The following is a 22361-nucleotide window of genomic DNA, read 5'->3' as shown; positions in this document are numbered from 1 at the left end:
ATGACGCACCAGGGAACCGACGTGAGCTGGGCGCTCCGTGACCTTGTGGAGAGCATCCAGGAGATCCGCTTCGCCCTCGTGGCCTCCAGCGACGGCAAGGCCATCACCTCCTACGGCGCCGAAGACCCCGACGACGTGGACCGCTTCGCCGCCGTGGTGGCCGGACTGCAGGCGCTGGCCCAGCCGGTCGCCGAGCAGTTCCCGCAGCACGCGGGGCAGCTGCGGCTCGCCATGGTCGAGGTGGACGGCGGGCATCTCTTCGTCGTCCGCGCGGGCCTGGAGACGTACCTCGGCGTCCTCGCCCGCGAGGGCCTCGACCAGGGCCTGCTCGGCCATCAGATGCGCGACCTGGCCCGTCGGATGGGTGAACTCCTCGGCACCACTCCGCGCCAGGAGGAGCACTCTGGATGAGTGCGCCCCGCCGACCGACCGATCCGTCCGGTCTCGAGCGCTACTACGTCCTCACCGGAGGGCGCAGCGGGCCGGGCGGTTCGGCGTCGACCCTCGACGTGGCGACCCTCGTGGTCTCCCGCGCCGTCCCCTTACCGGGCATGCAGCACGAGCACGAGGAGATCCTCCGGCGCTGCCGCGAACCGCTTTCGGTGGCCGAACTCGGCGCCCACCTTCATCTGCCGTTCAACATTCTCGCGGTGCTGCTGTCCGACCTGCTCCAGGCGGGCCGCGTCGAAGCCCGTGATCCCATCCCGGCGCACGACGCCGGTCGCGGGCCCGACCTCGCGCTCCTTGAGGAGGTACTCAGTGGACTTGAAAGGCTTTGACCGACCGGGGTCACCGACGTCGGGGGACACCCGCTCGGTGAAGGTGATGATCGCCGGCGGCTTCGGCACGGGCAAGACCACCATGGTCCGTTCCGTGAGCGACATCAAACCGCTGACCACCGAGGAGACCCTCACCCAGGCCAGCGCCGACGTCGACCACCTCATCGGCGTGGCCGACAAGACCCAGACCACGGTCAGCCTGGACTTCGGCAAGATCGGTCTCAACGACAGGCTGATGCTGTACCTGTTCGGCACCCCGGGCCAGGAGCGCTTCTGGTTCCTGTGGAACGGCCTGTTCAAGGGCGCGCTCGGCGCGGTGGTCCTGGTGGACACCCGGCGGCTGGCCTCCAGCTTCCGGGCGATCGAGGAGATGGAGCGGCAGAAGGTCCCCTTCGTCATCGCGCTCAACGTCTTCCCCGACTCCCGGGACTACCCGGTCGAGGAGATCCGCGACGCCCTCGACATCCCCCCGCACACGCCGGTCGTGTCCTTCGACGCCCGCGACCGCACCGCCAGCCGCGATGTGCTGGTCACCCTGATACGACATCTGAAGGACCGCTCGGCCGCCGCCCTGGAGCCCCGATGAACGACGACCAGACCCCGCCCGCTTCCACGGGCGGCGGCTGCCCCGTCGCCCACGGCGAGGGCGTCACCCGGCTCTACGGCGGCGAGGCGGCGACCGACCCGCACGGCATCTACGCGCGGCTGCGCGAGGAGCACGGCAGCGTCGCGCCGGTGCTGCTGGAGGGCGACGTCCCCGCCTGGCTGGTGCTCGGGTACCGGGAGAACCGGCGGGTGCTGGACAACCCCCTGCAGTTCAGCCGCGACTCGCGCGGCTGGCGGGACTTCCGGGACGGCCGCGTCGAGGCGACCTCCCCGCTGATACAGATGCTGGGCTGGCGTCCCGACTGCGTCTCCCAGGACGGCGAACCGCACCGCAGGCTGCGTGGGGCCGTCACCGACAACCTGTACGCCGTCGCGGGGCGGGGCATCCGCCGTCATGTCACGCACTTCGCCAACAAGCAGATCGACGCGTTCGCCCAGGCGGGCCGTGCCGACCTGGTGGCCGACTTCGCCGAGTACCTGCCCATGCTGGTCCTCACCCGCGTCTTCGGGCTCGCCGAACGGGAGGGCCGTACGCTCGCCGAGTCCAGCAGCCAGGTGATCAAGGGAGGCGCGGACGCCCTCACCCACAACGAACGCATCATGGGCATCCTCGGCGAACTCGCCGCACGCAAGCGCGAGGAGCCCGGGTCCGACTTCGCCTCGGGGCTCATCGAGCACCACTCCGGCCTCGACGACGACGAGATCGTCAACCACCTGCGCCTGGTGCTGATCACCGCCCACACCACGACCAGCAACCTGCTGGCCCGTGCGCTCCAACTCGTCCTCAGCGACTCGTCATGGCTGTCCGGCCTGGTCAGCGGTCAGCTGAACATGTCGGCGGTGGTGGAGGAGGTGATGTGGAACTCCCCGCCGCTCGCCGTGCTGCCGGGCCGGTTCGCCACCGCCGACCTCGAACTGGGCGGTTGCCCGGTCAAGGAGGGCGACCTGCTCGTGCTGGGCCTCGCGGCCGGCAACCACGACCCCGATATCCGTCCCGACACCGCCGTGTCGGTCCAGGGCAACGCCTCGCACCTCGCCTTCAGCGCGGGCCCCCACGAGTGTCCGGGGCAGAACATCGGGCAGGCCATCATCGAGACCGCCGTCGGCCTCCTGCTGCACCGCCTGCCGGGCCTGCGCCTGGCCGTGCCGGCGGCCGACCTCACCTCCACGGCCTCCACCTGGGAGTCACGTCTGGACAGCCTGCCGGTGGAGTTCGACGCCTGACGCCTGACGCCTGACGCCTGACGCCTGACGCCGGGCGGAGTCGCACGGCGCGCGCCGGGCCGCGGGGCGCCGCCCGGGTAACGGCGCCGCCCGGCCGGAGGGGCCCGGCCGGGCGGCGCCCCGCGGCTCAGACGCCCAGCAGGTCGTCCACCGACCCCCGCCCGGCCAGTTCCGCCATGGCCACCGGGCCCTCCTTGGCCGCCGCGTACCGGCCCGTGGTCAGCGCCCACTCGTAGTTGCCGTTGATCCAGTGCTGGATGGCCTCCACCCCCATCCGCACCCGCGTCCGTTCGTCGGTGTCCAGGTCCAGCTCGTCGCACATCCCCGGCACCCGGGCCTCGAGGGCGATGTACTCGTCGAGGCAGGCGGTCGTCATGCGGTACGCCTCGTCGGCGGCCTCCTGCCACGAGCAGCCCCGCTCCCGGTGCAGGACGGCGATGAGGTTGTGGCCGTCACCGCGGCGCCGCTCGCGCTCGAAGGAGTGGATGTCGTTCATGAACCCGATGGTGTCCGCGGCGAGGTCCCGCATCCGCTCCATCACCGGGTGTGCCATGGCCGCGGCCGGCACCTCGAAGCCGCGGCTGCGCTCACCCGCGTCGATGCTGTGGTGGATGCCGACCGTACGGCGCCGGAAGAGGGCGTACTCCTGGAGACCGAGGGTGCCGGCCCGGCCGCGGGCCGCCAGGTCGACCTCCTCGCAGTGCGCCACCAGGAACCGGCCCCAGGAGGCGGCGAACCGCGACTTCCAAGTCAGGGACATGCCATATGAGAGGTGGTCCCAGACCTCCGCCCAGGCCAGCGTGACGGGGCACTCCACCCGTGGCGGGGTCCCCGTCGGCCGGAGCGGTGTGGCGATGAGCTCGCGCGCCACCTCCGCTATGCGCTCCGCGCGGTCGGGCCGGCCGGCGTCGAACTGGTCGTCGAAGAGGAAGGCCAGGGAGAACCAGTTCATCAGGACGACCATGTCGTCCGCCGACGCGTGGGGATAGGTGCGTGCCGCGGCCTGCGAGAGGTCCCAGGACCGGTACTCCTCGAACCCGGCCCGGCTGCGTACCAGTCCCCGCTCCCGCACCCAGCGCAGATGCCGGTCGCGGGCGTAGGCGAGATGCGGACTGACGGGGGTGTCGAAGGGGAGGTCGAAGCGGACGTCCTGAGACATGTGGTTCCTTTCGGGAGACGGGACGCAGAGTCCCCCGGCCCTGCGGGCGGACGGTCGTCGGACCGCCCGCACACCTGAACGTGCTGTCCCGGAGCAGAAGTTGAACCGAGAAGCGCTTCGAGGCTGCCCCGACCCTAAATGATCTACACGGGGTCCGTTGGTGATCTTCGCAACTGCCCCGCGGGGGCACGGCGCGTGCCTTTCACACGCGCGGCTCGCCACCTCCGGCGTTCACACGGGCACCATCGACGATCGCACCCGGCGTGGCACGGCCGCACCCGGCGTGGCACGGCCGCACCCGGCGTCGCACGGCCGCACCCGGCGGCACCGGACCGCCCGCGACGCGCTCAGGCCCGGCGTACTGCCGACGAAGTCGGGGGAGGTGAACACACGCGCCACGGCCGGTGGTTGCTCGCCGACTGAATCGGCCGGGCGGGGATATCCGCAAGGAAGAGGGCGCGGGTCACGATCGCCTCGCGCCCAGAACCCTTCGGAGGAGACATGGCACTGGTCAACACGGGCGTCGTGGTGCTGGACTGCGCCGAGCCCGAGAAGCTCGCCGAGTTCTACAAGCGGCTGCTGGGCGCGGAAGAGACGGAGGCGACGGCCAACCGGATCGAGATCAGGTCGGCCGACGGCTTCCGCATGGCATTCCGGCGGGACGTCAACGCCACCCCGCCCAGCTGGCCGCGGCCCGAGAACTCCCTCCAGGCCCACCTGGACTTCTGGGTGGACGAACTGGACGAGGCGGAACGCGGCGTCGTCGAACTCGGTGGGCGTCCCGTGGACGCGAAGGACGCACTCGGCGTGCACGAGGAGCGTGGCTACGCCGACCCGGCGGGCCACTCGTTCACGCTGCGCCGTACCGCGCCGACGGCACCCAAGCAAGGCTAGCGCTCGGGTGCCGTCGGCGGTGGGGGAGGGGCCGGGCCTCCGGTGCGGTCAGTCCCGGCCGCCCTTCTCACCGACCGGCCAGACACCGGTCGAGCGTTCGACGGCCTTGGCACCCGTCCGGTCCACGGCGCTGCGCACCGCGGCGAAGATGGCGCCCTGGATCGCGGCGGCCAGCAGGATCTCGCCCCAGCCGCGGTCCGGGTCCAGGGCGTCGGGCGCGTCGTCCTCGTGCCGGACCAGCTTCCAGGTCTTCTGGAACGCCATCCCGGCCAGCGTGCCGCCCAGCCAGCCGAGCGCGAACCCGACGGGCTTGTAGGCGAGAGGGAGCTTGTTCTTCTTGTTCTTCTTGTTCTTCGCCATGAGGATCTCCTTGCCTGGTGTGCGCTGAGTAGTCGTAGTGCGTCCCGGTCAGGGCCTGCCCCGCACCGGTACCTCCTCGTCGGCCCGGACCGGTCCCGGCGGGGTGCCGTCGCCGAACGGACGGCCGCCCAGCTCCTGCCGGTGGTGGGGGGTGAGCCAGCCGGAGAGGTCAGGGCCCAAGGGCACGATGCCGGTCGGGTTGATGCCGGTGTGCACCTGGTAGTAGTGCCGCTTGATGTGGTCGAAGTCGACGGTGTCCCCGAATCCGGGCGTCTGGAACAGATCGCGGGCGTACCCCCACAGCACCGGGTTCTCCGTCAGCTTCCAGCGGTTGCACTTGAAGTGACCGTGGTAGACCGCGTCGAAGCGGACCAGCGTCGTGAACAGCCGGATGTCCGCCTCGGTGAGCGTGTCACCGACCAGATAGCGCCGGCGTTCCAGCCGGGGCGTCAGCTGCTCCAGCCGCCGGAACACACCCGCGCACGCGGCCTCGTACTCCTCCTGGCCCGTGGCGAAGCCCGCCCGGTACACGCCGTTGTTGACGTCCTCGTAGACCCCCGCCATCACGTCGTCGATCTCGTCTCGCAGTGCCTGCGGATACAGGTCGGGCGCACCCGGCCGGTGCAGGGAGGTCCACTCGGTCGCGAGGTCGAGCGTGATCTGCTGGTAGTCGTTGGTGACGAGCGCCCCGCCGGGCACGTCCACGACCGCGGGCACGCTCACCCCGCCCGGATAGCCCGTCTCCCGCCGGTCATAGGCCTCGCTGAGGTAGCGGATGCCGAGGACCGGGTCACGTCCGTCCGGGTCCAGCGTGAACCGCCAGCTGCGGTCGTCCTGGACCGGATCGGTGACCGCCAGGGACAGAGCGTCCTCCAGACCGAGCAGCCGCCGTGAGACCAGGGCCCGGCCGGCCCATGGACAGGCGCGGCTCACCACCAGCCGGTAGCGGCCGGCCTCCACCGGCCAGCCGTCCCGGCCGTCCGCCGTGATCCGGTCCGCGAAGTGGCTGCGGGACCGTTTGAACGCCTTCTTCCCATAGCCGCTGTTCCCGGCCGTCCCGTCGTCACCGCTCATGGCCCTGCCTTCCGCCGTCCGTCTGTCCGCAAATCCGTCTGTCCGTGTGGCCTCGTACCGGTGCCCTTGTAGAGGCGTTCCCCGATTTCGGCCATCGGCACTGGTGGCCACCCGCAAGGCGGGTGTGAGTCGCGCCGGCAGGGGCAGTCGGGCCCTCGTGACTGAGACAGCCGAGGAAGAGAAGCAGGACTCGAAAGCCGACCGCAGGACACGCGTCACCGTGCTGGTGGCCCTGGCGGCCAACCTGGTGATCGCCGTCGCCAAGGCGGTCGGCGGGTTCCTCGCGGGATCGCCCGCACTGCTGTCGGAGGCGGCACACTCGGTGGCGGACAGCATGAACGAGATCTTCCTCCTCGCCGCCCTGCGCCGCAGCCGCCGCCCCGCCGACCGGAGGCACCCCTTCGGCTACGGCAAGGAGCGGTTCTTCTGGTCGCTCCTCGCGGCCGTCGGCATCTTCGTCATGGGCGGCTGCTTCTCCTTCTTCCAGGGTGTCGAGGCCCTGCGCACGGGCGCCCAGGAGGAGCTGAGCGGCTACGTGGCCGGACTGATCGTCCTCGGTGTCGCCCTGCTGGCCGAGGGCGGCTCGCTGCTGCGGGCCCTGCACCAGGTCCGGGGCCAGGGCGGGATGGCCGAGGGGCTGCGTGATCCGGCGCTGCGCACGGTCGTCGCCGAGGACGGCACCGCGGTGCTCGGCGTCACCCTCGCCATGGGCGGCATGGTGCTGCACATGGTCACCGGGCAGGTGGTGTGGGAGGCCTGCGCCTCGCTCGCGATCGGAGCCCTGCTCGTCTTCGTGGCCTACCGGCTGGGCCGCGAGGCCCGCGACCAGCTGATCGGAGAGGCCGCCGACCCCGAGGCCAGCGGCCGGATCCGCGCCCTGCTGGGTGCCCAGCCGGAGATCGACAGCGTCGAGGCGCTGTTCACCATGAAGACCGGCCTCGACTCCACCCTGGTGGCCGCATGCATCGACCTGGTGCCGGGGCTGGACAGCGAGCGGGTGGAGGAGGTCGCCGTGCGCATCAAGAGGTCGATCGCGAGCACCGTTCCGGAGGCTCAGCAGGTCTTCCTCGACGTCACGGACCGGCTCGCGCGGGAGGCAGCGCAAAGCCCCGCCGCGACGGGGGAACGCGGCGGGGCCTGAACGGCGTGTTCCCGGCACACACCGGTCCATGCGCGCCGGTCGGGGCGGACCTTCCGCGCGGGCTTCAGCTCCCGTCGGAGGGCTCCAGGACGAAGACGGGGATCTCCCGGTCCGTCTTCTCCTGGTACTCGGCGTACGGCGGGAACGCCGCGACCGCGCGCTCCCACCACTCGGCCTTCTCCGCGCCCGTGACCTCACGGGCCGTCATGTCCCGCTTCACGGGGCCGTCCTGCAGCTCCACCCGGGGATCGGCGGTCACGTTGAAGTACCAGACCGGGTGCTTGGGAGCCCCGCCCAGGGAGGCGACCGCCGCATAGCGGCCCTCGTGCTCGACGCGCATCAGCGGCGTCTTGCGCAGCCTGCCGCTCCGCGCGCCCCGGGTGGTCAGCACGATCACGGGCAGGCCGGTGTCCCTCAGGGTCGTGCCCTTGGTCCCGCCCGAGCTCTCGTACAGCTCCACCTGTTCGCGCACCCACTGCGTCGGGCTGGGCTCGTACTCGCCGTCAAGAGGCATGTGTGCATCCGTCCCATCGTCGCGTCCTACGGCCTGCCGGCCGGTGGGCACCACCGGCCGGCGCGTAACCATCCTTACCGCATCCTGCCCCTCGCCCCCCGTGGCCGCGCGGACATCCGGACCCGGCGGGTCCGGTCGACGGCCGCCACACCGCCCGCTCGGCCAGTTCCGGCGGGCGGCCGGGGCCGCGGGAGGGCCCGATCGCGCCACTCCCGCCGCACGCCCGGCCGCACGGACGGGACGTGACGTCCCCGACCCGGTGCACCCCGGCCAGTCTGCCCCCGGCACGGATCTGGCCGAACTTGGTGTCGTCCTATAGATGCCCGAGGCATCTAATGAAGATCGGTAAGACGCACTCTTCGTCTACGAGGTCTTCCATGACGGACACCGACACCACGGACACCGACACCACGGACACCGACACCACGGACGCCGACGCCACGATGGCGACGGACACCGACGCCACGACGGCGACGGACGCCGACAACACCCCGACGGACAGGGACACGGCGCGGCCCGTCGCCTTCCCGCAGGACCGGACCTGTCCCTACCACCCGCCCGCCGCCTACGACCCGCTGCGCGCCGTCCGGCCGCTGGCCCGGGTCACGCTCTTCGACGGCCGCCCGGCCTGGCTGGTGACCGGGCACACCGCCGCCCGCCGGCTGCTGGCCGACCAGCGCCTGTCGACCGACCGCAACCGCGACGGCTTCCCCGCCACCTCGGCGCGGCTGGCCGCCGTACGCGGACGCAGGACCGCCCTGCTCGGCGTGGACGACCCCGAACACCGCGCCCAGCGCAAGATGGTGCTCCCGGAGTTCACCCTCAAGCGCGCCGCCGCACTGCGCCCGCACATCCAGCGGATCGTGGACGAACGGCTCGACGCGATGATCGCGCAGGGCCCGCCCGCCGATCTGGTGACGGCCTTCGCGCTGCCCGTGCCCTCGATGGTGATCTGCGCGCTGCTCGGGGTCCCCTACGCCGACCACGACTTCTTCGAGGAGCAGTCCCGCCGGCTGCTGCGCGGCCCCCTGCCCGCCGACACCCGCGACGCCCGCGACCGGCTGGAGGCGTATCTGGGGGAGCTGGTCGACCGCAAGCGGAAGGCACCCGGCGACGGCCTGCTGGACGACCTGGTCCGGCAGCAGCTGAGCGAGGGCGCGACCGACCGCGAACAGCTGATCGCCTTCGCGGTGATCCTGCTGGTCGCCGGTCACGAGACCACCGCCAACATGATCTCGCTGGGCACCTACACCCTCCTGACCAACCCCCGGCGGCTGGCCGAACTGCGCGAGGACGCCACGCTGCTGCCCGGCGCCGTGGAGGAGCTGATGCGCGTCCTGTCGATCGCGGACGGGCTGCTGCGGATGGCCACCGAGGACATCGAGGTGGACGGGCAGACCATCCGGGCCGGCGACGGGGTCGTCTTCTCGACCTCCGTCATCAACCGCGACGAGACCGTCTACCCCGAGCCGGACGCCCTCGACTGGCACCGCCCGGCCCGCCACCATGTCGCTTTCGGCTTCGGCATCCACCAGTGCCTCGGGCAGAACCTGGCCCGCGCGGAACTGGAGATCGCCCTGCAGACCCTCTTCGACCGGCTGCCCACGCTGCGCCTGGCCGCTCCGGCGGACGAGATCCCCTTCAAGCCCGGCGACACGATCCAGGGGATGCTGGAACTCCCCGTGGCCTGGTAGGAGAGTCCGGACATGCATATCGGTATCGAGAAGGACACCTGCGTCGGCGCGGGCCAGTGCGCCCTGACCGCTCCCGACGTGTTCACGCAGGACGACGACGGCTACAGCACGATCCGACCAGGGCGGGAGGACGGCGGCGGCAGCCCGCTGGTGCGGGAGGCGGCCCGGGCCTGCCCCGTGGGAGCCATCACCGTGTCGGAACGGGTGGGCTGACACCGGGCACACCGCCGCGCGGCGGCGCGAGCGTGGAGGGCGGCCCGCGCACCACCGCACGAGCCGGTCGGACCGCCCGGTTGAGTAGGGTTTCCGGGTGAGCGAACAGGCCGTCACCGCCAACTCCGGAAAACCCTTCCTCTACGTCGTCGTCTGCGCCGCCGGTGTGGCCCGCGACGTCGGCAGGCTGATCACCGCGGCGCGGCGACGCGGCTGGGAGGTGGGCGCCTTCGCGACGCCCGTCGCCATGAGCGGCTTCTTCGACCCGGCTGCCGTCGAGACACTGACGGCCCGCCCCATACGCTCGGCCTGGCGCCGCCCGGGTGATCCGCGGCCGTTCCCCGCACCGGACGCCGTCGTGGTCGCGCCCGCCACCTGCAACACGGTCAACAAGTGGGCCGCCGGGCTGGCCGACACCCTCGCCGTGGCCACCCTGTGCGAAGCCTGCGGCGCCGGCGTCCCGGTCGCCGTGCTGCCGTGCGTCTCCGACGCCCTGGCGTCCCACCCCGCGTACCGGGAGAGCCTGGCCCGGCTGCGCGGGATGGGCGTGCGCTTCGGCGACCCGTACGCAGGGGACGCGGGGGAGGGAGGCGGCCGCCCGGAATTCGGCTGGGAACGGGCCCTGGACCTGCTCGAACGGCACTGACACCGCCGGCGTCCGAGCCCGCGCGAAGACGCACGCTCGCCCTGGTACCGATGATCCCGCAGACAGGTGCGGCAACGATGCGGTACGTGAAGCTCGGTTCGACGGGCCTGGACGTGTTCCGGGTCTGCCGGGGCTGCATGACCTACGGCGTTCCCGAGCGCGGCACACACGAGTGGACCCTCGGCGAGGAGGCCTCGCGCCCGCTGATCCGGCAGGCGCTGGAGGCAGGCGTCACCTTCTTCGACACGGCCAACGTCTACCCCGACGGCACCAGCGAGGAGATCGTCGGCAAGGCGCTGCGCGACTTCGCCCGCCGGGACGACATCGTGCTCGCGACCAAGGTGCGCGGCCGGATGCGGCCCGGTCCGAACGGCGGGGGACTCTCCCGCAAGGTGATCATGACGGAGATCGAGCACAGCCTGCGGCGCCTGGGCACCGACTACGTCGGCCTCCACCAGCTCCACCGCTTCGACCCGCACACTCCGGTCGAGGAGACGATGGAGGCCCTGCACGACCTGGTCAAGGCGGGCAAGGTCCGCTACATCGGGGCCGGTTCGACGTACGCCTGGCAGTTCTCCAAGGCCCAGTACACCGCCGAGCGGCACGGCTGGACGACATTCGTGTCCATGCGGGACCACTACAACCTCGTCTACCGCGAGGAGGAGCGCGAGACGCTGCCCCTCTGCGCGGACCAGGGCGTCGGCGTGCTGCCCTGGAGCCCGCTCGCCCCCGGGCGCCTCACCCGCGACTGGGACACCGCCACCGAGCGCAGCGTCCGCGACGACTTCGGCGGCACCCTCTGCCAGGAGGGCGACCGTGCCGTGGGCGAGGCCGTCACCCGCATCGCCGGTGAACGCGGAGTCCCACGCGCCCAGGTGGCCCTGGCATGTCTGCTGCATCAGGACACGGTGACCGCGCCGATCGTCGGCGCCTCGAAGCCCGGCCACCTCGAGGAAGCCGTGGCGGCGGTCGACCTGCCGCTCAGTGAGAAGGAGACCGAGGAGCTGGAGCGGCCCTGCGCGCCGCACCCGATCGCCGGTCACCGAGCACGGGACCGGAGCCCCGCAGGACCGGCCCGTGCGGACCGGCACCGGCGCGGACCGGCCTCAGGGGCCCGTGCCCGCGTCCAGGGCGGTGACGGACACCGACGACTCGTTGCCGCCCACCGGGACCTCGCCGGCCGTCCACTTCACCTTGAGGGGCTCCCGCTCGTCGGGCGGGGTGACGAGCAGCGCCGCCGGAGTGGCCGTGCGGGCGCCGCTGATCTGCGGGCTGGAGAACGACAGCCCGGACCACGCGCTCTTGCCCGGCGCCAGCGTCACCGTCTGCGGGGATGCGGGCGTGCGCTCGGGGTCCGGGCCCAGTTGCTCGCCGGACGCGTCCACGAAGGCTGCGCCCGGATAGCCGTACATGGTGCAGGTGCGGTCGGACGTGTTGGTCAGTACGACGGGGAAGTTGCGCTGGCCGGCCCCCGGACTCACGCGGCCGACGGCGGCCCGCAGCTCGGAGGTGTGGCAGCGGCCGTCGGCGCGGGCCGAGGCCGAGGCCGACCCCGCGGTGTCGCTGGGCGCGGCACCGACCGCCGGCGCGGTGTCGGTGGGCGTCGCGGTGCCGCTGCCGGGATCGTCGGACGTGGGGGCGGATTCGCTCGGCCGCTCGGTGCCGCTCGACGTGGCGCCCTCGTTGCCGCAGGCGGTCAACAGGCCGAGGAGCGCGACCGCGCTCGCGAGCAGGGCCGTCCGGCGCACCGGCTGGGACGTGTTCGCCATCGGTTATTTCTCCACACTCCCGTCGGGTTCGCGTACGGCCCCGGCGTGACCGGCACCGTACGCCCTGCCCTGTCGAGTGTCCCGCCGCGGGGCCGGGAAAACGGGGAGCGGACTCCTCGTCCGGGTGAAGGGCGCACCTCTCGCCGGAAGAAGGCGGGCGTTCCTCACCGCGCCCACCGGGACGAGGGGCTCACTCCTCGTCGTCGAGCAGGCCCAGCTCCGCCCAGATCGTCTTGCCCTCGGTCGTGTGCCGGCTGCCCCAGCGCTGGGTGAGCTGGGCCACCAGCAGCAGGCCGCGCCCGCCCTCGTCCCAGGTCCTGGCCCGGCGCAGATGCGGCGCGGTGTGGCTGGTGTCGGAGACCTCACAGATCAGCGTGGTCGTGTCGTGGATGAGCCGGAGCCGGATGGGCGGGGAACCGTACCGGATCGCGTTGGTGACCAGCTCGCTCACGACCAGCTCGGCGGTGAAGGTCGCCTCCAGCAGATCCCACCTGGACAGTTGTTCGATGACCTGCTTGCGCACCGGGGCGACCAGCGACGGGTCGGCGGGGATGTCCCAGGTGGTGACCTGCCCGGCGGGCAGTCCCAGGGTCCGGGCCAGCAGCAGGGCCACGTCGTCCGCGGCGCCGCCCGACGGGAGGAGCGTGCGCAGGACGCGGTCGCAGGTGGTGTCCAGGGAGTCGGCGGGGGCGGCGAGCGCCTCGCGCAGCAGCGCCCGGCCGGCGTCGGCGTCCCGGTCCCGGCCCTCGACCAGCCCATCGGTGTAGAGCGCCAGCACACTGCCCTCGCGCAGCTCCATCTCGGCCGACTCGAACGGCAGCCCGCCCACGCCCAGCGGTGGCCCGGAGGGCAGCTCGACCTGCCGGGGCGCGCCGTCCGGCGGGACCAGCACCGGCGCCGGATGCCCGGCCCGGGCCATGGCGCAGTGCCGCGACACCGGGTCGTACACCACGTACAGACAGCTCGCCCCGACCTCGCCCGCGCGGTCGTCACCGGACTCCTCGGAAAGCCGTACGACCAGGTCGTCGAGGTGGGTGAGCAGCTCCTCGGGCGTCAGGTCGATGTCGGCGAGGGTGCGCACGGCGGTACGCAGCCGGCCCATGGTGGCCGAGGCCTGGATGCCGTGGCCCACGACGTCCCCGACGACCATGGCGACCCGCATCCCGGACAGCGGGATGACGTCGAACCAGTCACCGCCGACGCCCGAACGGGCCGCCGGAAGATAACGGGATGCCGCCTGCACCGCGGCGGTGGACGGCAGCCACCGGGGCAGCAGGCTGCGCTGCAGGGTGAGCGTGGCCTCGCGCTCGCGGGAGTAGCGGCGGGCGTTGTCGACGCAGACGGCCGCGCGGGCGCTGACTTCCTCGGCCAGCAGGACGTCGTCGTGCGTGAACGGGTCGGGACGCCGGAACCGGGTGAAGACCGCGACCCCCAGGGTGGTGCCGCGGGCCTGGAGCGGCACCGACATCGTGGAGTGAACGCCGTACTCCTTCACCCGCCCGAGGCGGGCGGGGTCCCACTCCATCCAGCGCTCGAGGTCGCCGTGGGCCTCCGCGGCCACGATCGCCTGTCCCGAGAGCAGACACTCGGCCTGGGGGGAGCCGGCCGGGTAGACGTCCAGCTGCCCGGTTTCGGCCACCGCCTGCGGGCAGTCGGCGGTGACCGACGCGTGGGCCGTCCGGCGCAGGCCGACCGGTGGTCCGGCCACGGTGGCGGGCTCACCGCCGTCTTCGCGCGGGTCCAGCAGGTCTACGCTGACGAAGTCGGCGAGCGCGGGCACGCACACGTCCGCCAGCTCCTGCGCGGTGCGGGTGACGTCGAGGGTGCTGCCGATGCGCACGCTGGCCTCGTTGACCAGTTGCAGCCGTTCCCGGGCGCGGTGCTGCTCCGTGAAGTCGTGGGCGCTCACACACACGCCGCACACCTGACCGTCGGCGTCGGTGAGCGGCGCGATCCGGGCGCTCCACGCGTGGGCGCGGCTCTCGCCCACGGCCCTGAGGTGGGTCTGCATGTCGTGCCGGCGGCCGGAGGCCAGCACCCGCCGCATCTGCCGTTCCAGCTCCGCGTTCTGCGGCCGGCCGCTGATGTCGGTGGCCCGCAGGCCGCGCACGCGGTCGGGCGGGAGCCCCACCAGCCGCGCCATCGCGTCGTTGACCCCGCGCAGCAGGAGCCGGTCGTCGAAGATCATCATGGCGCAGGGGGACTGGGTGAGGGCCGCTCTGAACAGCGGGTCGTCCGCCGCTTCTGGGGCCGGTTCCAGCGGGGTGACGGCGAGCCATGTGCCCGGGGTGTCGTCCGTCGCCGGTCTGAGGTGTGCGAGCACCCACACCGACACGGTGTGCCCGTCGCGGTGCCGCAGTGCCAGGGTGCCGCTCCACTGTGCGTCGTCGCGCCCGGGTGGCTTGCCGCCCCGGCCGTCGGCGAGCAGGTCGGCGGCGGGGCGCCCCACGATCTCGGCGGCCCGGTGGCCGAGCAGCAGTCGGGCACCCTCGTTCCACTCCCGCAAGGTGCCGGACTCGTCGACGACGACGCGGGCCGTGGCGGCATCGTCGAACGGGTTCACCGGACTCATCGTCGCCACTCCATTGCGCACACCCACAGTGATCAGCGCGTCACCTTCTTCCCAGACTAGTGGGTCCGGGCGGCGTGCGGACCCGAACCCACCGGACCCGGGGAGCACGCCCCGTGCGTGCCGCGGGGCTGCCCGGGCGACCCAAGACAGAAAGAGCTTTCCGTGGCCTTGACGAGCACGTATGGCTCGACGTCAGAATCTGTTTGTTCACGATTACTTGTGAGTACTTCTGAGTTCCGATGAGGGAGATCCGTCATGACGGTCACGCGCAGATCGGTTCTGATCGCCTCCGCCGCCACGCCCGCGGCCGGGATGACGCTCGCCACCCCGTCCGCGTGGGCCGCGGAGGCGACCGGCGGTGCCGCGGGCCGCAGCACGGTCCCCCTGCGGAACGGCTGGCGCTTCCGGCTGGTCGACCCCGACGGAGCCGCCGAGGACTCCACGGACGCCGCCGACCCCGCTCACGACGACTCGGCGTGGCGGGAGGTCGCCGTCCCGCACGACTGGAGCATCGAGCAGACGCCCACCACCGAGCACGGCACCGCCGGCGGAACCGGGTTCCTGCCGGGCGGCCTCGGCTGGTACCGGCTCGCCTTCACGCTGCCGCCCGCGTTCGCCGGGAAGCGGATCGCGGTCGAGTTCGACGGCGTCTACATGGACTCCCGCGTCCACTGCAACGGCCGGGAGATCGGCCACCACCCCTACGGCTACACCGGATTCGCCCTCGACCTCACCGGCCTGGTGCACACCGACGGCCGCACCGAGAACGTCCTCGCGGTCCAGGTGCGCAACCGGCTGCCGAGCAGCCGCTGGTACTCCGGCAGCGGCATCTACCGCGAGGCCCGCCTCGTCGTCACCGAACCGGTGCACGTACGGCGCTGGGGCACGTACGTCACCACGCCGCGGGTGAGCGAGGACAGCGCCGTCGTGCGCGTGGAGACGTCGGTGGTGAACGCCTCGGGCACCGCGCGCGAGGTCGGGATCCGGTCGACGGTCAAGGACGCGGAAGGCCGTACCGTGGCCCGCACCGACTCCCGGACCCAGGTCACCGGCGCGGTGGCCGAGATCCACGAACTCACCGTCGCCCGCCCGAGGATCTGGGACTTCGCGACCCCGCACCGCTACACCCTGCACACCGAACTGCGCGTCGGCGGCCGGACCGTGGACACCTACCGCACCCGGTTCGGCATCCGCACCTTCCACGTCGACCCCGACGAGGGCTTCCACCTCAACGGCAGGCACGCCAAGATCAAGGGCGTCGACCTGCACCACGACCTCGGCGCGCTCGGCGCCGCCGTCAGCATCGACGCGATCCGCCGCCAGATGACGATCATGAAGTCGATGGGCGTCAACGCCTTCCGCACCTCCCACAACCCGCCCTCGCCCGAAATGACCGAGGTCTGCGAGGAGATGGGCATCATCATGCTGGTGGAGGCCTTCGACTGCTGGCGCACCGGCAAGAACCGATACGACTACGGCCGGTTCTTCGACGAGTGGTGCGAGAAGGACGCCACCGAGATGGTGCTCGCGGCCCGCAACTCGCCCGCCGTCGTCATGTGGTCCATCGGCAACGAGGTCCCCGACTCCACCGCCACCGCGGGACTCGCCATGGCCGACCGGATCATCGACGCCATCCGGGCCGCCGACGACACCCGTCCGCTGATCATCGGCTCCGACAAGTACCGCCGGATGCCCGCCAGGGGGTCCGCGGCCGACCTGATGCTGGCCAAGCTCGACGGACTCGGCCTCAACTACAACACCGCCAAGTCCGTGGACGACCTGCACGCGGCCTATCCGCACCTGTTCCTCTTCGAGTCCGAGTCGTCGTCCGAGACCTCCGCGCGCGGCACCTACCAGGAGCCGGAGCACCTGAACACCGGCGAGAACCACACACCGGGCAGGCGCGCCACCTCGTCCTACGACAACAACCTCGCCTCCTGGACGATGAGCGGCGAGTACGGCCACAAGAAGGACCGGGACCGCAAGTGGTTCGCCGGTCAGTTCCTGTGGTCCGGCATCGACTACATCGGGGAACCCACGCCGTACGACGTCTTCCCGGTGAAGACGTCCTTCTTCGGCGCGGTCGACACGGCCGGTTTCCCGAAGGACATGTACCACCTCTTCCGCAGCCAGTGGACGGACGAGCCGATGGTCCACCTCCTCCCGGCCACGTGGAACCACCGGGAGGGCGACACGGTGGAGGTCTGGGCGCACGCCAACGTCGACACCGTCGAGCTGTACCTGAACGGTAAGTCCCTCGGCGTCCGCCGCTTCGACACCAAGAAGACCGTCGACGGCCGGACGTACCTGGAGACCACCGAGGCCACCGGCGACGACAAGACCTTCACCGACGGCCCCTACCCCGGCAGTTACACCAGCCCGGGCGGCAGCGCGGGCAAGCTGCACCTGACCTGGAAGGTGCCCTTCGAGGCGGGCGAGCTGAAGGCCGTCGCCCGGCGGGGCGGCAGGGCGGTGGCCACCGACGTCCTGCGCACCGCCGGTGAGGCGCACGCCCTGCGCCTCACCCCGGACCGCGGGAGCGTCGCCGCCGACGGCCGCTCCCTGGTCTTCGTGACCGCCGAGGTGGTCGACAGGCGCGGCGTGGTGGTGCCCGGCGCCGAGCACCTGATCTCCTTCGACGTCGCGGGCGGTTCCCTCGCCGGACTCGACAACGGCCGCCAGGAGAGCGCCGAGCGCTACCAGGCGAGTACCCGCACCGCCTTCCACGGCAGGGCGCTCGCGATCGTCCGGTCCGGCACCCGGCCCGGCGTGGTGCGGGTGACGGCCCGCGCGGACGGGCTGCGCACGGACACGGCGGCGGTGCGCACCCGGCGGGCCCCGGACCGGGCGACCGCACCCGCCCGGGAGTTCCTCCCCGGGCACCCGGCGGCCGTGGACCACCCGCACGCGGACGCGAGCTACTCCGGCCGGCCCGACACCCTCCCCGCCGCCATGCTCGACGGCGACCCGGCCACCGGCTGGTCCAACGGCTTCCGCAAGGCGGCCACCGCCCTGCTGCCCGCCTTCGACGGCGCCCGCGCCGAGGACTGGGTCTCGGTCGACCACGGGCGCTCGCGTACCTACGACCGGATCGAGGTCTCCTTCACCGTGGACGGCGGGCACAGCCTGCCCGCGACCGTCGAGGTCGCCGTCTGGGACGGCCGCGCCTGGCGCGCGGCCGAGGGGACGGAGACCGACTGGGCCACGGTCTCCGACACGCCCACGGTCATCACCTTCGACCCGCTGCGGGGCTCCCGGGTCCGCCTCACGCTGACCAGCCGCCACCCCGGTGAGGCGCGCGGCGCGTTCCGCGTCAGCCGCCTGGAGGCGCCCGCCGCCTGAGCCGGCGCGGGGCGGCCCGCACGAGGACCGGACGGGACCGGAGCGGGAAACCGGTCCCGTCCGGACCGTTGACGGCATGTCATGTCTGCCACAAGCATGGCCTGCGACCGCATTTGGGAGCGCTCCCATCACGGTGAGCGCCATCTCCCCCGAGGAGCCCGGACGTGAAAAAACGCAGAACCGCGCTCGTCTCCCTGACGGCCCTGCTGGCGGCGGCCGTCACCGCGCTGCCCGCGGCCCCGGCCGGCGCGGAGGAGACCGAGCAGGTCAGGAACGGCACCTTCGACAACGGCACCGAATCCTGGTGGACGAGCAGCAACGTCAGCGCCGCCGTGACCGACGGGCGCCTGTGCGCCGACGCCCCCGGCGGCACCGCCAACCGCTGGGACGCCGCCGTCGGACAGAACGACGTCACCCTGGTCGCGGGGGAGTCGTACAAGTTCTCCTTCACCGCCACCGGTACACCCGCCGGCCACGTGGTCCGGGCGATCGTCGGCCTGTCGGTGGCCCCGTACGACACATACTACGAGGTCAGCCCGCAGCTGAGCGTCTCCGGCGACACCTACGCGTACACCTTCACCTCACCCGTCGACACCACGCAGGGCCAGGTCGGCTTCCAGCTCGGCGGCACGCCCGACGCCTGGCGGTTCTGCGTGGACGACGTGTCGCTGCTGGGCGGCGTGGCACCCGAGCCGTACGTGCCGGACACCGGGCCGCGGGTGCGGGTCAACCAGGTCGCCTACCTGCCGTCCGGGCCGAAGAACGCCACGCTCGTCACCGACGCGACCACCCGCCTGCCCTGGCGGCTGAAGAACGGCGCGGGCCGGGTCGTCGCCCACGGCCGGAGCGTGCCGCGCGGCGTCGACGCCTCCTCCGGGCAGAACGTCCACTCGATCGACTTCGGCCGCTTCGGGAAGCGCGGCGAGGGCTACACGCTGGTCGCCGACGGCGAGACCAGCCGCCCGTTCGACATCGGCACGGCCGCCTACGAGCGGCTGCGCCTGGACTCCGCGAAGTACTACTACACGCAGCGCAGCGGCATCGCCATCAGCGACGAACTGCGCCCCGGCTACGGACGCCCCGCCGGACACGTGGGCACGGCACCCAACCAGGGCGACACCGAGGTGCCCTGCCAGCCCGGCGTGTGCGACTACACCCTCGACGTCTCCGGCGGCTGGTACGACGCGGGCGACCACGGCAAGTACGTCGTCAACGGCGGCATCTCCACCTGGGAGCTGCTCAGCACCTACGAGCGCTCGCTGCACGCCCGCACCGGGGAGCCCTCGAAGCTCGGCGACGGCACCCTCGGCATCCCCGAGAGCGGCAACAAGGTGCCCGACATCCTCGACGAGGCCCGCTGGGAGCTGGACTTCCTGCTGAAGATGCAGGTGCCCCGGGGTCAGCCGCTGGCCGGAATGGCCCACCACAAGATCCACGACGAGCAGTGGACGGGGCTGCCGCTGCTGCCCAGCGACGATCCCCAGAAGCGCGAGCTGCACCCGCCGACCACCGCCGCGACCCTCAACCTGGCGGCGACGGCGGCCCAGGCCGCCCGCCTGTACCGCCCCTACGACCGGGAGTTCGCCGCGAAGGCGCTCGGCGCGGCCCGTACCGCCTGGGCGGCGGCGCTCGCCCACCCGGACCTGCTCGCCGACGAGAGCGACGGCGTCGGCGGCGGCGCCTACCCCGACAGCGAGGTCGCCGACGAGTTCTACTGGGCCGCGGCCGAGCTGTACCTGACGACGGGGGAGCGGGACTTCAAGGAGTACGTGCTGGACTCCCCGGTTCACACCGCCGACATCTTCGGCCCGACCGGCTTCGACTGGGCACGCACCGCGGCCGCCGCCCGGCTGGACCTGGCGACCGTCCCGAACCGGCTCCCCGGCCGGGACGAGGTCCGCCGCTCCGTCGTCCGGGGCGCCGACGGCTACCTGGCCACGGTGAGGACACACCCGTACGGCATGCCCTACGCCCCCGACGGGAACGTCTACGACTGGGGTTCCAACCACCAGGTCCTCAACAACGCGGTCGTCCTCGCCACCGCCTACGACATCACCGGCGGCTCCAGGTACCGGGACGGCGCCCTCCAGAGCATGGACTACATCCTGGGCCGAAACGCGCTGAACATGTCGTACGTCACCGGCTACGGGGAGGCCGACGCCCACCACCAGCACAGCCGCTGGTACGCCCAGCAGCTCGACCCGGCGCTGCCCGCGCCGCCGGACGGCACCCTGTCCGGCGGTCCGAACTCGAGCATCCAGGACCCCTACGCGCAGAGCAGACTCCAGGGGTGCGTCGGTCAGTTCTGCTTCATCGACGACATCCAGTCCTGGTCGACCAATGAGCACACCATCAACTGGAACGCCGCACTGGCCCGGATGGCCTCCTTCGTGGCGGACCAGGGCTGAGCTCCGCCGCCCCCGAGGGCCGCGCCGCCTCCGCGGAAGAAAGCGGAATGCCGGTGCGGCCCTCTTGGGATGCCCGGAAATCTGACCTTCTTTCAAAGGCGGCCGATGTTGTCCGGTCGCCTTGTTGACCATGAGTGGGTTGTGCGAGAGTGAAGCACCCGTGCGGGGGGTAAAGGCCGGGTCTCGCACGCGCTTTGACGGACCGGGTCCGATTTCGCCATGGCGAATTCACGCTCCCCACACTGTGCCAAGAGGTACATACCAATCCGTGGGTCCTTTTCGGCGATCGGAACTTCTGAGTCACCTGCGCGTGGGAAGGAAACATCTCAGTGCCCACCCCCCACCCCCCTCGACCCGCTCACCCGCCCTGCGGCGGGAACCCCGGGGAGTCCGACGAGTTGCTGGCCGCGCGGCTCCGGGACGGCCCGGAGAGCGAGGCCGCCCAGGTCGCCGCGCTGCTGATGGCCCGCCACTGGCAGCCCGCGCACGACTACGCGACCATCTGTCTCGCCACCTCGGCCCAGGTCACCGCCATGGTCACCGCCGCCGCCTGGCACCGGGTGCTGGCCCGCCTGGCCCAGGGCGAACCGGCCACCGCGCTGCGTCCGCGACTGCTGGTGGCCGTACGCGACACGGTCCGCCAGTGGGCCGCCGACGACGCTATATCCGGCGTTCTCCCGCAGTTGCTCAAACCTGCCGGCGGACGTGGTATGCGGGCGGCGAAGTCCCTGACTCCGGAAAACCGCACGCTGGCCGCCCGGGCATTCGCGTCTCTTCCCGGACCGGCCCGTTGTTTGCTGTGGCACACGGAGGTCGAAGGCGAGCCCATAAGCGTCCCGGCCGGTCTGCTCGGCATGGATACCGACACCGCGTCGGCCACCCTCGAACAAGCGCGTGAGAAATTCCGCGAGGGTTGTCTGCACGCCCACAGGCAGCTCGCGCCGAGCCAGGACTGCCGCTTCCACGGCCGACTGATCGACGTCCCGATCCGCCGGGGCGGCGCCCTGCTGCCGGATGTCCGCAAACACCTGGCGGACTGCCGCCACTGCCGGCACGCGGCCGATCAACTCGGTCATTTCGAGGGCGAGTTGGGCACGCTGATCGCTGAGGCCGTACTCGGCTGGGGCGCCCGGCGCTATCTCGACTCGCGTCCGGCCCGTGCGACGCTGGGCGCGCTGGCCAAGGGCGCCGCCCGGCACCGCGGCGGGCGCCCCGGGCTGCTGGCCCGGATTCCCGTGCCCGTGCGCGGGATGCCGCGCCGGCCGCGCTCCGGCCGGTCGCTGCTCAGACAGTTCGGCGCCGCGTCGGCCGGAGTGCTGGCCATCGCCCTCGTGGTGAGCGTGTGGTCCTACGACGGCGGCGGCGCCGATCCGGCCGCTTCCACCAGCGCCGTCGACGGCGACGGCGAGACGTCCGCGACGAGCCGCCCCAAACCGCCCGGTGCGGCCGGGCTGCCCACGTCGGCGGACCGGACGCGGCTGCGCAACGCCGCCGCGAACCTCTGTCTCGACGTCCGGGGCGAGCCGAAGGCCGGGGCGGCCGCCCGGCTGGCGGCGTGCTCGCAGGCGTGGACCCAGCAGTGGACCTACGAGGACGACGGGCTGCTGCGCAGCGTCGCCGACCCGGGGCTGTGTCTGGACTCGCGGGCGGACGCCGGAGTCGTCGTTCTCGGTACCTGCGCCGACGAGGGCACCGAGCGGGGCGACGACGTGCGCTACGAGCTGACCGGCCGCGGGGAGCTGGTGCCGCGCGGACAGGAGCTGCTCGCGCTCGCCACCACCACAGGTGACCCGGACGCCGACATCGTCGTCAAGGTGCACGACGGCTCCGAGGACCAGCGCTGGCGCACCGACCCGGTGCCGACGGCGGAGGGTTCGCTGTCGATCGCCCGTACCGACGCCCCGGGCGCGCGGGCCGTGGAGCTGTCCGGCGACTGAGGGGGCCGCCGAGCCACCGGCCGGCGCCC

The 22361-nt window shown here is 72.3% G+C and carries 18 protein-coding genes and 1 pseudogene; 13 read left to right on the top strand and 6 right to left on the bottom strand.

Annotation, left to right across the window (positions count from 1 at the left end; all coding sequences use genetic code 11):
* Genes ACGFYH_RS12920 through ACGFYH_RS12905 form a run of 4 tightly spaced genes read left to right on the top strand, consistent with a single transcriptional unit; the run spans window position 1 to window position 2609 of the window.
* Window positions 1–411, top strand: coding sequence for a roadblock/LC7 domain-containing protein (locus ACGFYH_RS12920; RefSeq protein ID WP_393803176.1), 411 nt, complete (start codon window positions 1–3; stop codon window positions 409–411).
* Window positions 408–779, top strand: coding sequence for a DUF742 domain-containing protein (locus ACGFYH_RS12915; protein WP_053140784.1), 372 nt, complete (start codon window positions 408–410; stop codon window positions 777–779). The genes ACGFYH_RS12920 and ACGFYH_RS12915 overlap by 4 nt, the downstream gene beginning before the upstream one ends.
* Complete coding sequence (locus tag ACGFYH_RS12910) at window positions 760–1365, top strand: ATP/GTP-binding protein (RefSeq protein ID WP_393803175.1); 606 nt, start codon at window positions 760–762, stop codon at window positions 1363–1365. The genes ACGFYH_RS12915 and ACGFYH_RS12910 overlap by 20 nt, the downstream gene beginning before the upstream one ends.
* A complete protein-coding gene (locus ACGFYH_RS12905; protein ID WP_393803174.1) occupies window positions 1362–2609 on the top strand; it encodes a cytochrome P450 in 1248 nt (415 codons plus the stop codon). The genes ACGFYH_RS12910 and ACGFYH_RS12905 overlap by 4 nt, the downstream gene beginning before the upstream one ends.
* Window positions 2610–2736: 127 nt before the next feature.
* Here the strand turns inward: ACGFYH_RS12905 and ACGFYH_RS12900 are convergent, their stop codons facing one another.
* Window positions 2737–3768 (bottom strand): 7-epi-alpha-eudesmol synthase, encoded by a 1032-nt coding sequence (locus ACGFYH_RS12900; protein WP_393803173.1) that lies wholly within the window; start codon window positions 3766–3768, stop codon window positions 2737–2739.
* A 501-nt stretch (window positions 3769–4269) separates the two neighbouring features.
* Between ACGFYH_RS12900 and ACGFYH_RS12895 the strand changes: the two genes are divergently transcribed.
* Entirely contained in the window at window positions 4270–4662 is a 393-nt protein-coding gene (locus ACGFYH_RS12895) for a VOC family protein (RefSeq protein WP_393803172.1), read from the top strand.
* Window positions 4663–4710: 48 nt separating this feature from the next.
* Here ACGFYH_RS12895 and ACGFYH_RS12890 read toward each other — a convergent pair whose 3' ends face one another.
* Window positions 4711–5022, bottom strand: coding sequence for a DUF4235 domain-containing protein (locus ACGFYH_RS12890; protein WP_393803171.1), 312 nt, complete (start codon window positions 5020–5022; stop codon window positions 4711–4713).
* 48 nt (window positions 5023–5070) lie between these two features.
* Entirely contained in the window at window positions 5071–6096 is a 1026-nt protein-coding gene (locus ACGFYH_RS12885; RefSeq protein WP_393803170.1) for a glutathione S-transferase family protein, read from the bottom strand.
* 220 nt (window positions 6097–6316) lie between these two features.
* Here ACGFYH_RS12885 and ACGFYH_RS12880 point away from each other — a divergent pair, with 220 nt between their 5' ends.
* Complete coding sequence (locus ACGFYH_RS12880) at window positions 6317–7237, top strand: cation diffusion facilitator family transporter (RefSeq protein ID WP_393803340.1); 921 nt, start codon at window positions 6317–6319, stop codon at window positions 7235–7237.
* A 64-nt stretch (window positions 7238–7301) separates the two neighbouring features.
* On the opposite strand, the gene ACGFYH_RS12875 is transcribed toward ACGFYH_RS12880, so the two are convergent.
* The gene (locus ACGFYH_RS12875) at window positions 7302–7751 is read right to left on the bottom strand and encodes a nitroreductase family deazaflavin-dependent oxidoreductase (protein WP_393803169.1); all 450 of its coding nucleotides are present in this window, start codon (window positions 7749–7751) and stop codon (window positions 7302–7304) included.
* A 443-nt stretch (window positions 7752–8194) separates the two neighbouring features.
* On the opposite strand from ACGFYH_RS12875, the gene ACGFYH_RS12870 reads away from it, so the two are divergent.
* The 4 genes and pseudogenes from ACGFYH_RS12870 to ACGFYH_RS12855 form a co-directional block, all read left to right on the top strand.
* Window positions 8195–9445 carry a cytochrome P450 gene (locus tag ACGFYH_RS12870; RefSeq protein WP_393803339.1) on the top strand — a complete coding sequence of 417 codons (1251 nt, stop codon included), beginning with the start codon at window positions 8195–8197 and terminating at the stop codon, window positions 9443–9445.
* A 12-nt stretch (window positions 9446–9457) separates the two neighbouring features.
* The gene (locus ACGFYH_RS12865) at window positions 9458–9658 is read left to right on the top strand and encodes a ferredoxin (protein WP_393803168.1); all 201 of its coding nucleotides are present in this window, start codon (window positions 9458–9460) and stop codon (window positions 9656–9658) included.
* 97 nt (window positions 9659–9755) lie between these two features.
* A complete protein-coding gene (locus tag ACGFYH_RS12860) occupies window positions 9756–10304 on the top strand; it encodes a flavoprotein (protein ID WP_393803167.1) in 549 nt (182 codons plus the stop codon).
* Between the two features lie 77 nt (window positions 10305–10381).
* Window positions 10382–11347: pseudogene (locus ACGFYH_RS12855) on the top strand (aldo/keto reductase); the annotation flags it as partial.
* Window positions 11348–11410: 63 nt separating this feature from the next.
* Here the strand turns inward: ACGFYH_RS12855 and ACGFYH_RS12850 are convergent.
* Together ACGFYH_RS12850 and ACGFYH_RS12845 are read right to left on the bottom strand one after the other, a co-directional pair.
* A complete protein-coding gene (locus ACGFYH_RS12850; protein ID WP_393803166.1) occupies window positions 11411–12073 on the bottom strand; it encodes a DUF4232 domain-containing protein in 663 nt (220 codons plus the stop codon).
* A 190-nt stretch (window positions 12074–12263) separates the two neighbouring features.
* On the bottom strand, window positions 12264–14645 hold the full coding sequence (locus ACGFYH_RS12845) for a SpoIIE family protein phosphatase (RefSeq protein WP_393803165.1): 2382 nt from the start codon (window positions 14643–14645) through the stop codon (window positions 12264–12266).
* A gap of 255 nt (window positions 14646–14900) precedes the next feature.
* On the opposite strand from ACGFYH_RS12845, the gene ACGFYH_RS12840 reads away from it, so the two are divergent.
* From ACGFYH_RS12840 to ACGFYH_RS12830, 3 genes are all read left to right on the top strand, one after another.
* Window positions 14901–17987, top strand: coding sequence for a glycoside hydrolase family 2 TIM barrel-domain containing protein (locus ACGFYH_RS12840; protein ID WP_393803164.1), 3087 nt, complete (start codon window positions 14901–14903; stop codon window positions 17985–17987).
* A 164-nt stretch (window positions 17988–18151) separates the two neighbouring features.
* Complete coding sequence (locus ACGFYH_RS12835) at window positions 18152–20395, top strand: glycoside hydrolase family 9 protein (protein WP_393803163.1); 2244 nt, start codon at window positions 18152–18154, stop codon at window positions 20393–20395.
* 329 nt (window positions 20396–20724) lie between these two features.
* Window positions 20725–22332 carry an RICIN domain-containing protein gene (locus ACGFYH_RS12830; protein ID WP_393803162.1) on the top strand — a complete coding sequence of 536 codons (1608 nt, stop codon included), beginning with the start codon at window positions 20725–20727 and terminating at the stop codon, window positions 22330–22332.
* Window positions 22333–22361 lie beyond the last annotated feature (29 nt).

Origin of the sequence: Streptomyces sp. NPDC048392 (genome assembly GCF_043200575.1) — a bacterium.
Classification (GTDB): Bacteria; Actinomycetota; Actinomycetes; order Streptomycetales; family Streptomycetaceae; genus Streptomyces.
This window is presented reverse-complemented; position numbering and strand designations above follow the sequence as displayed.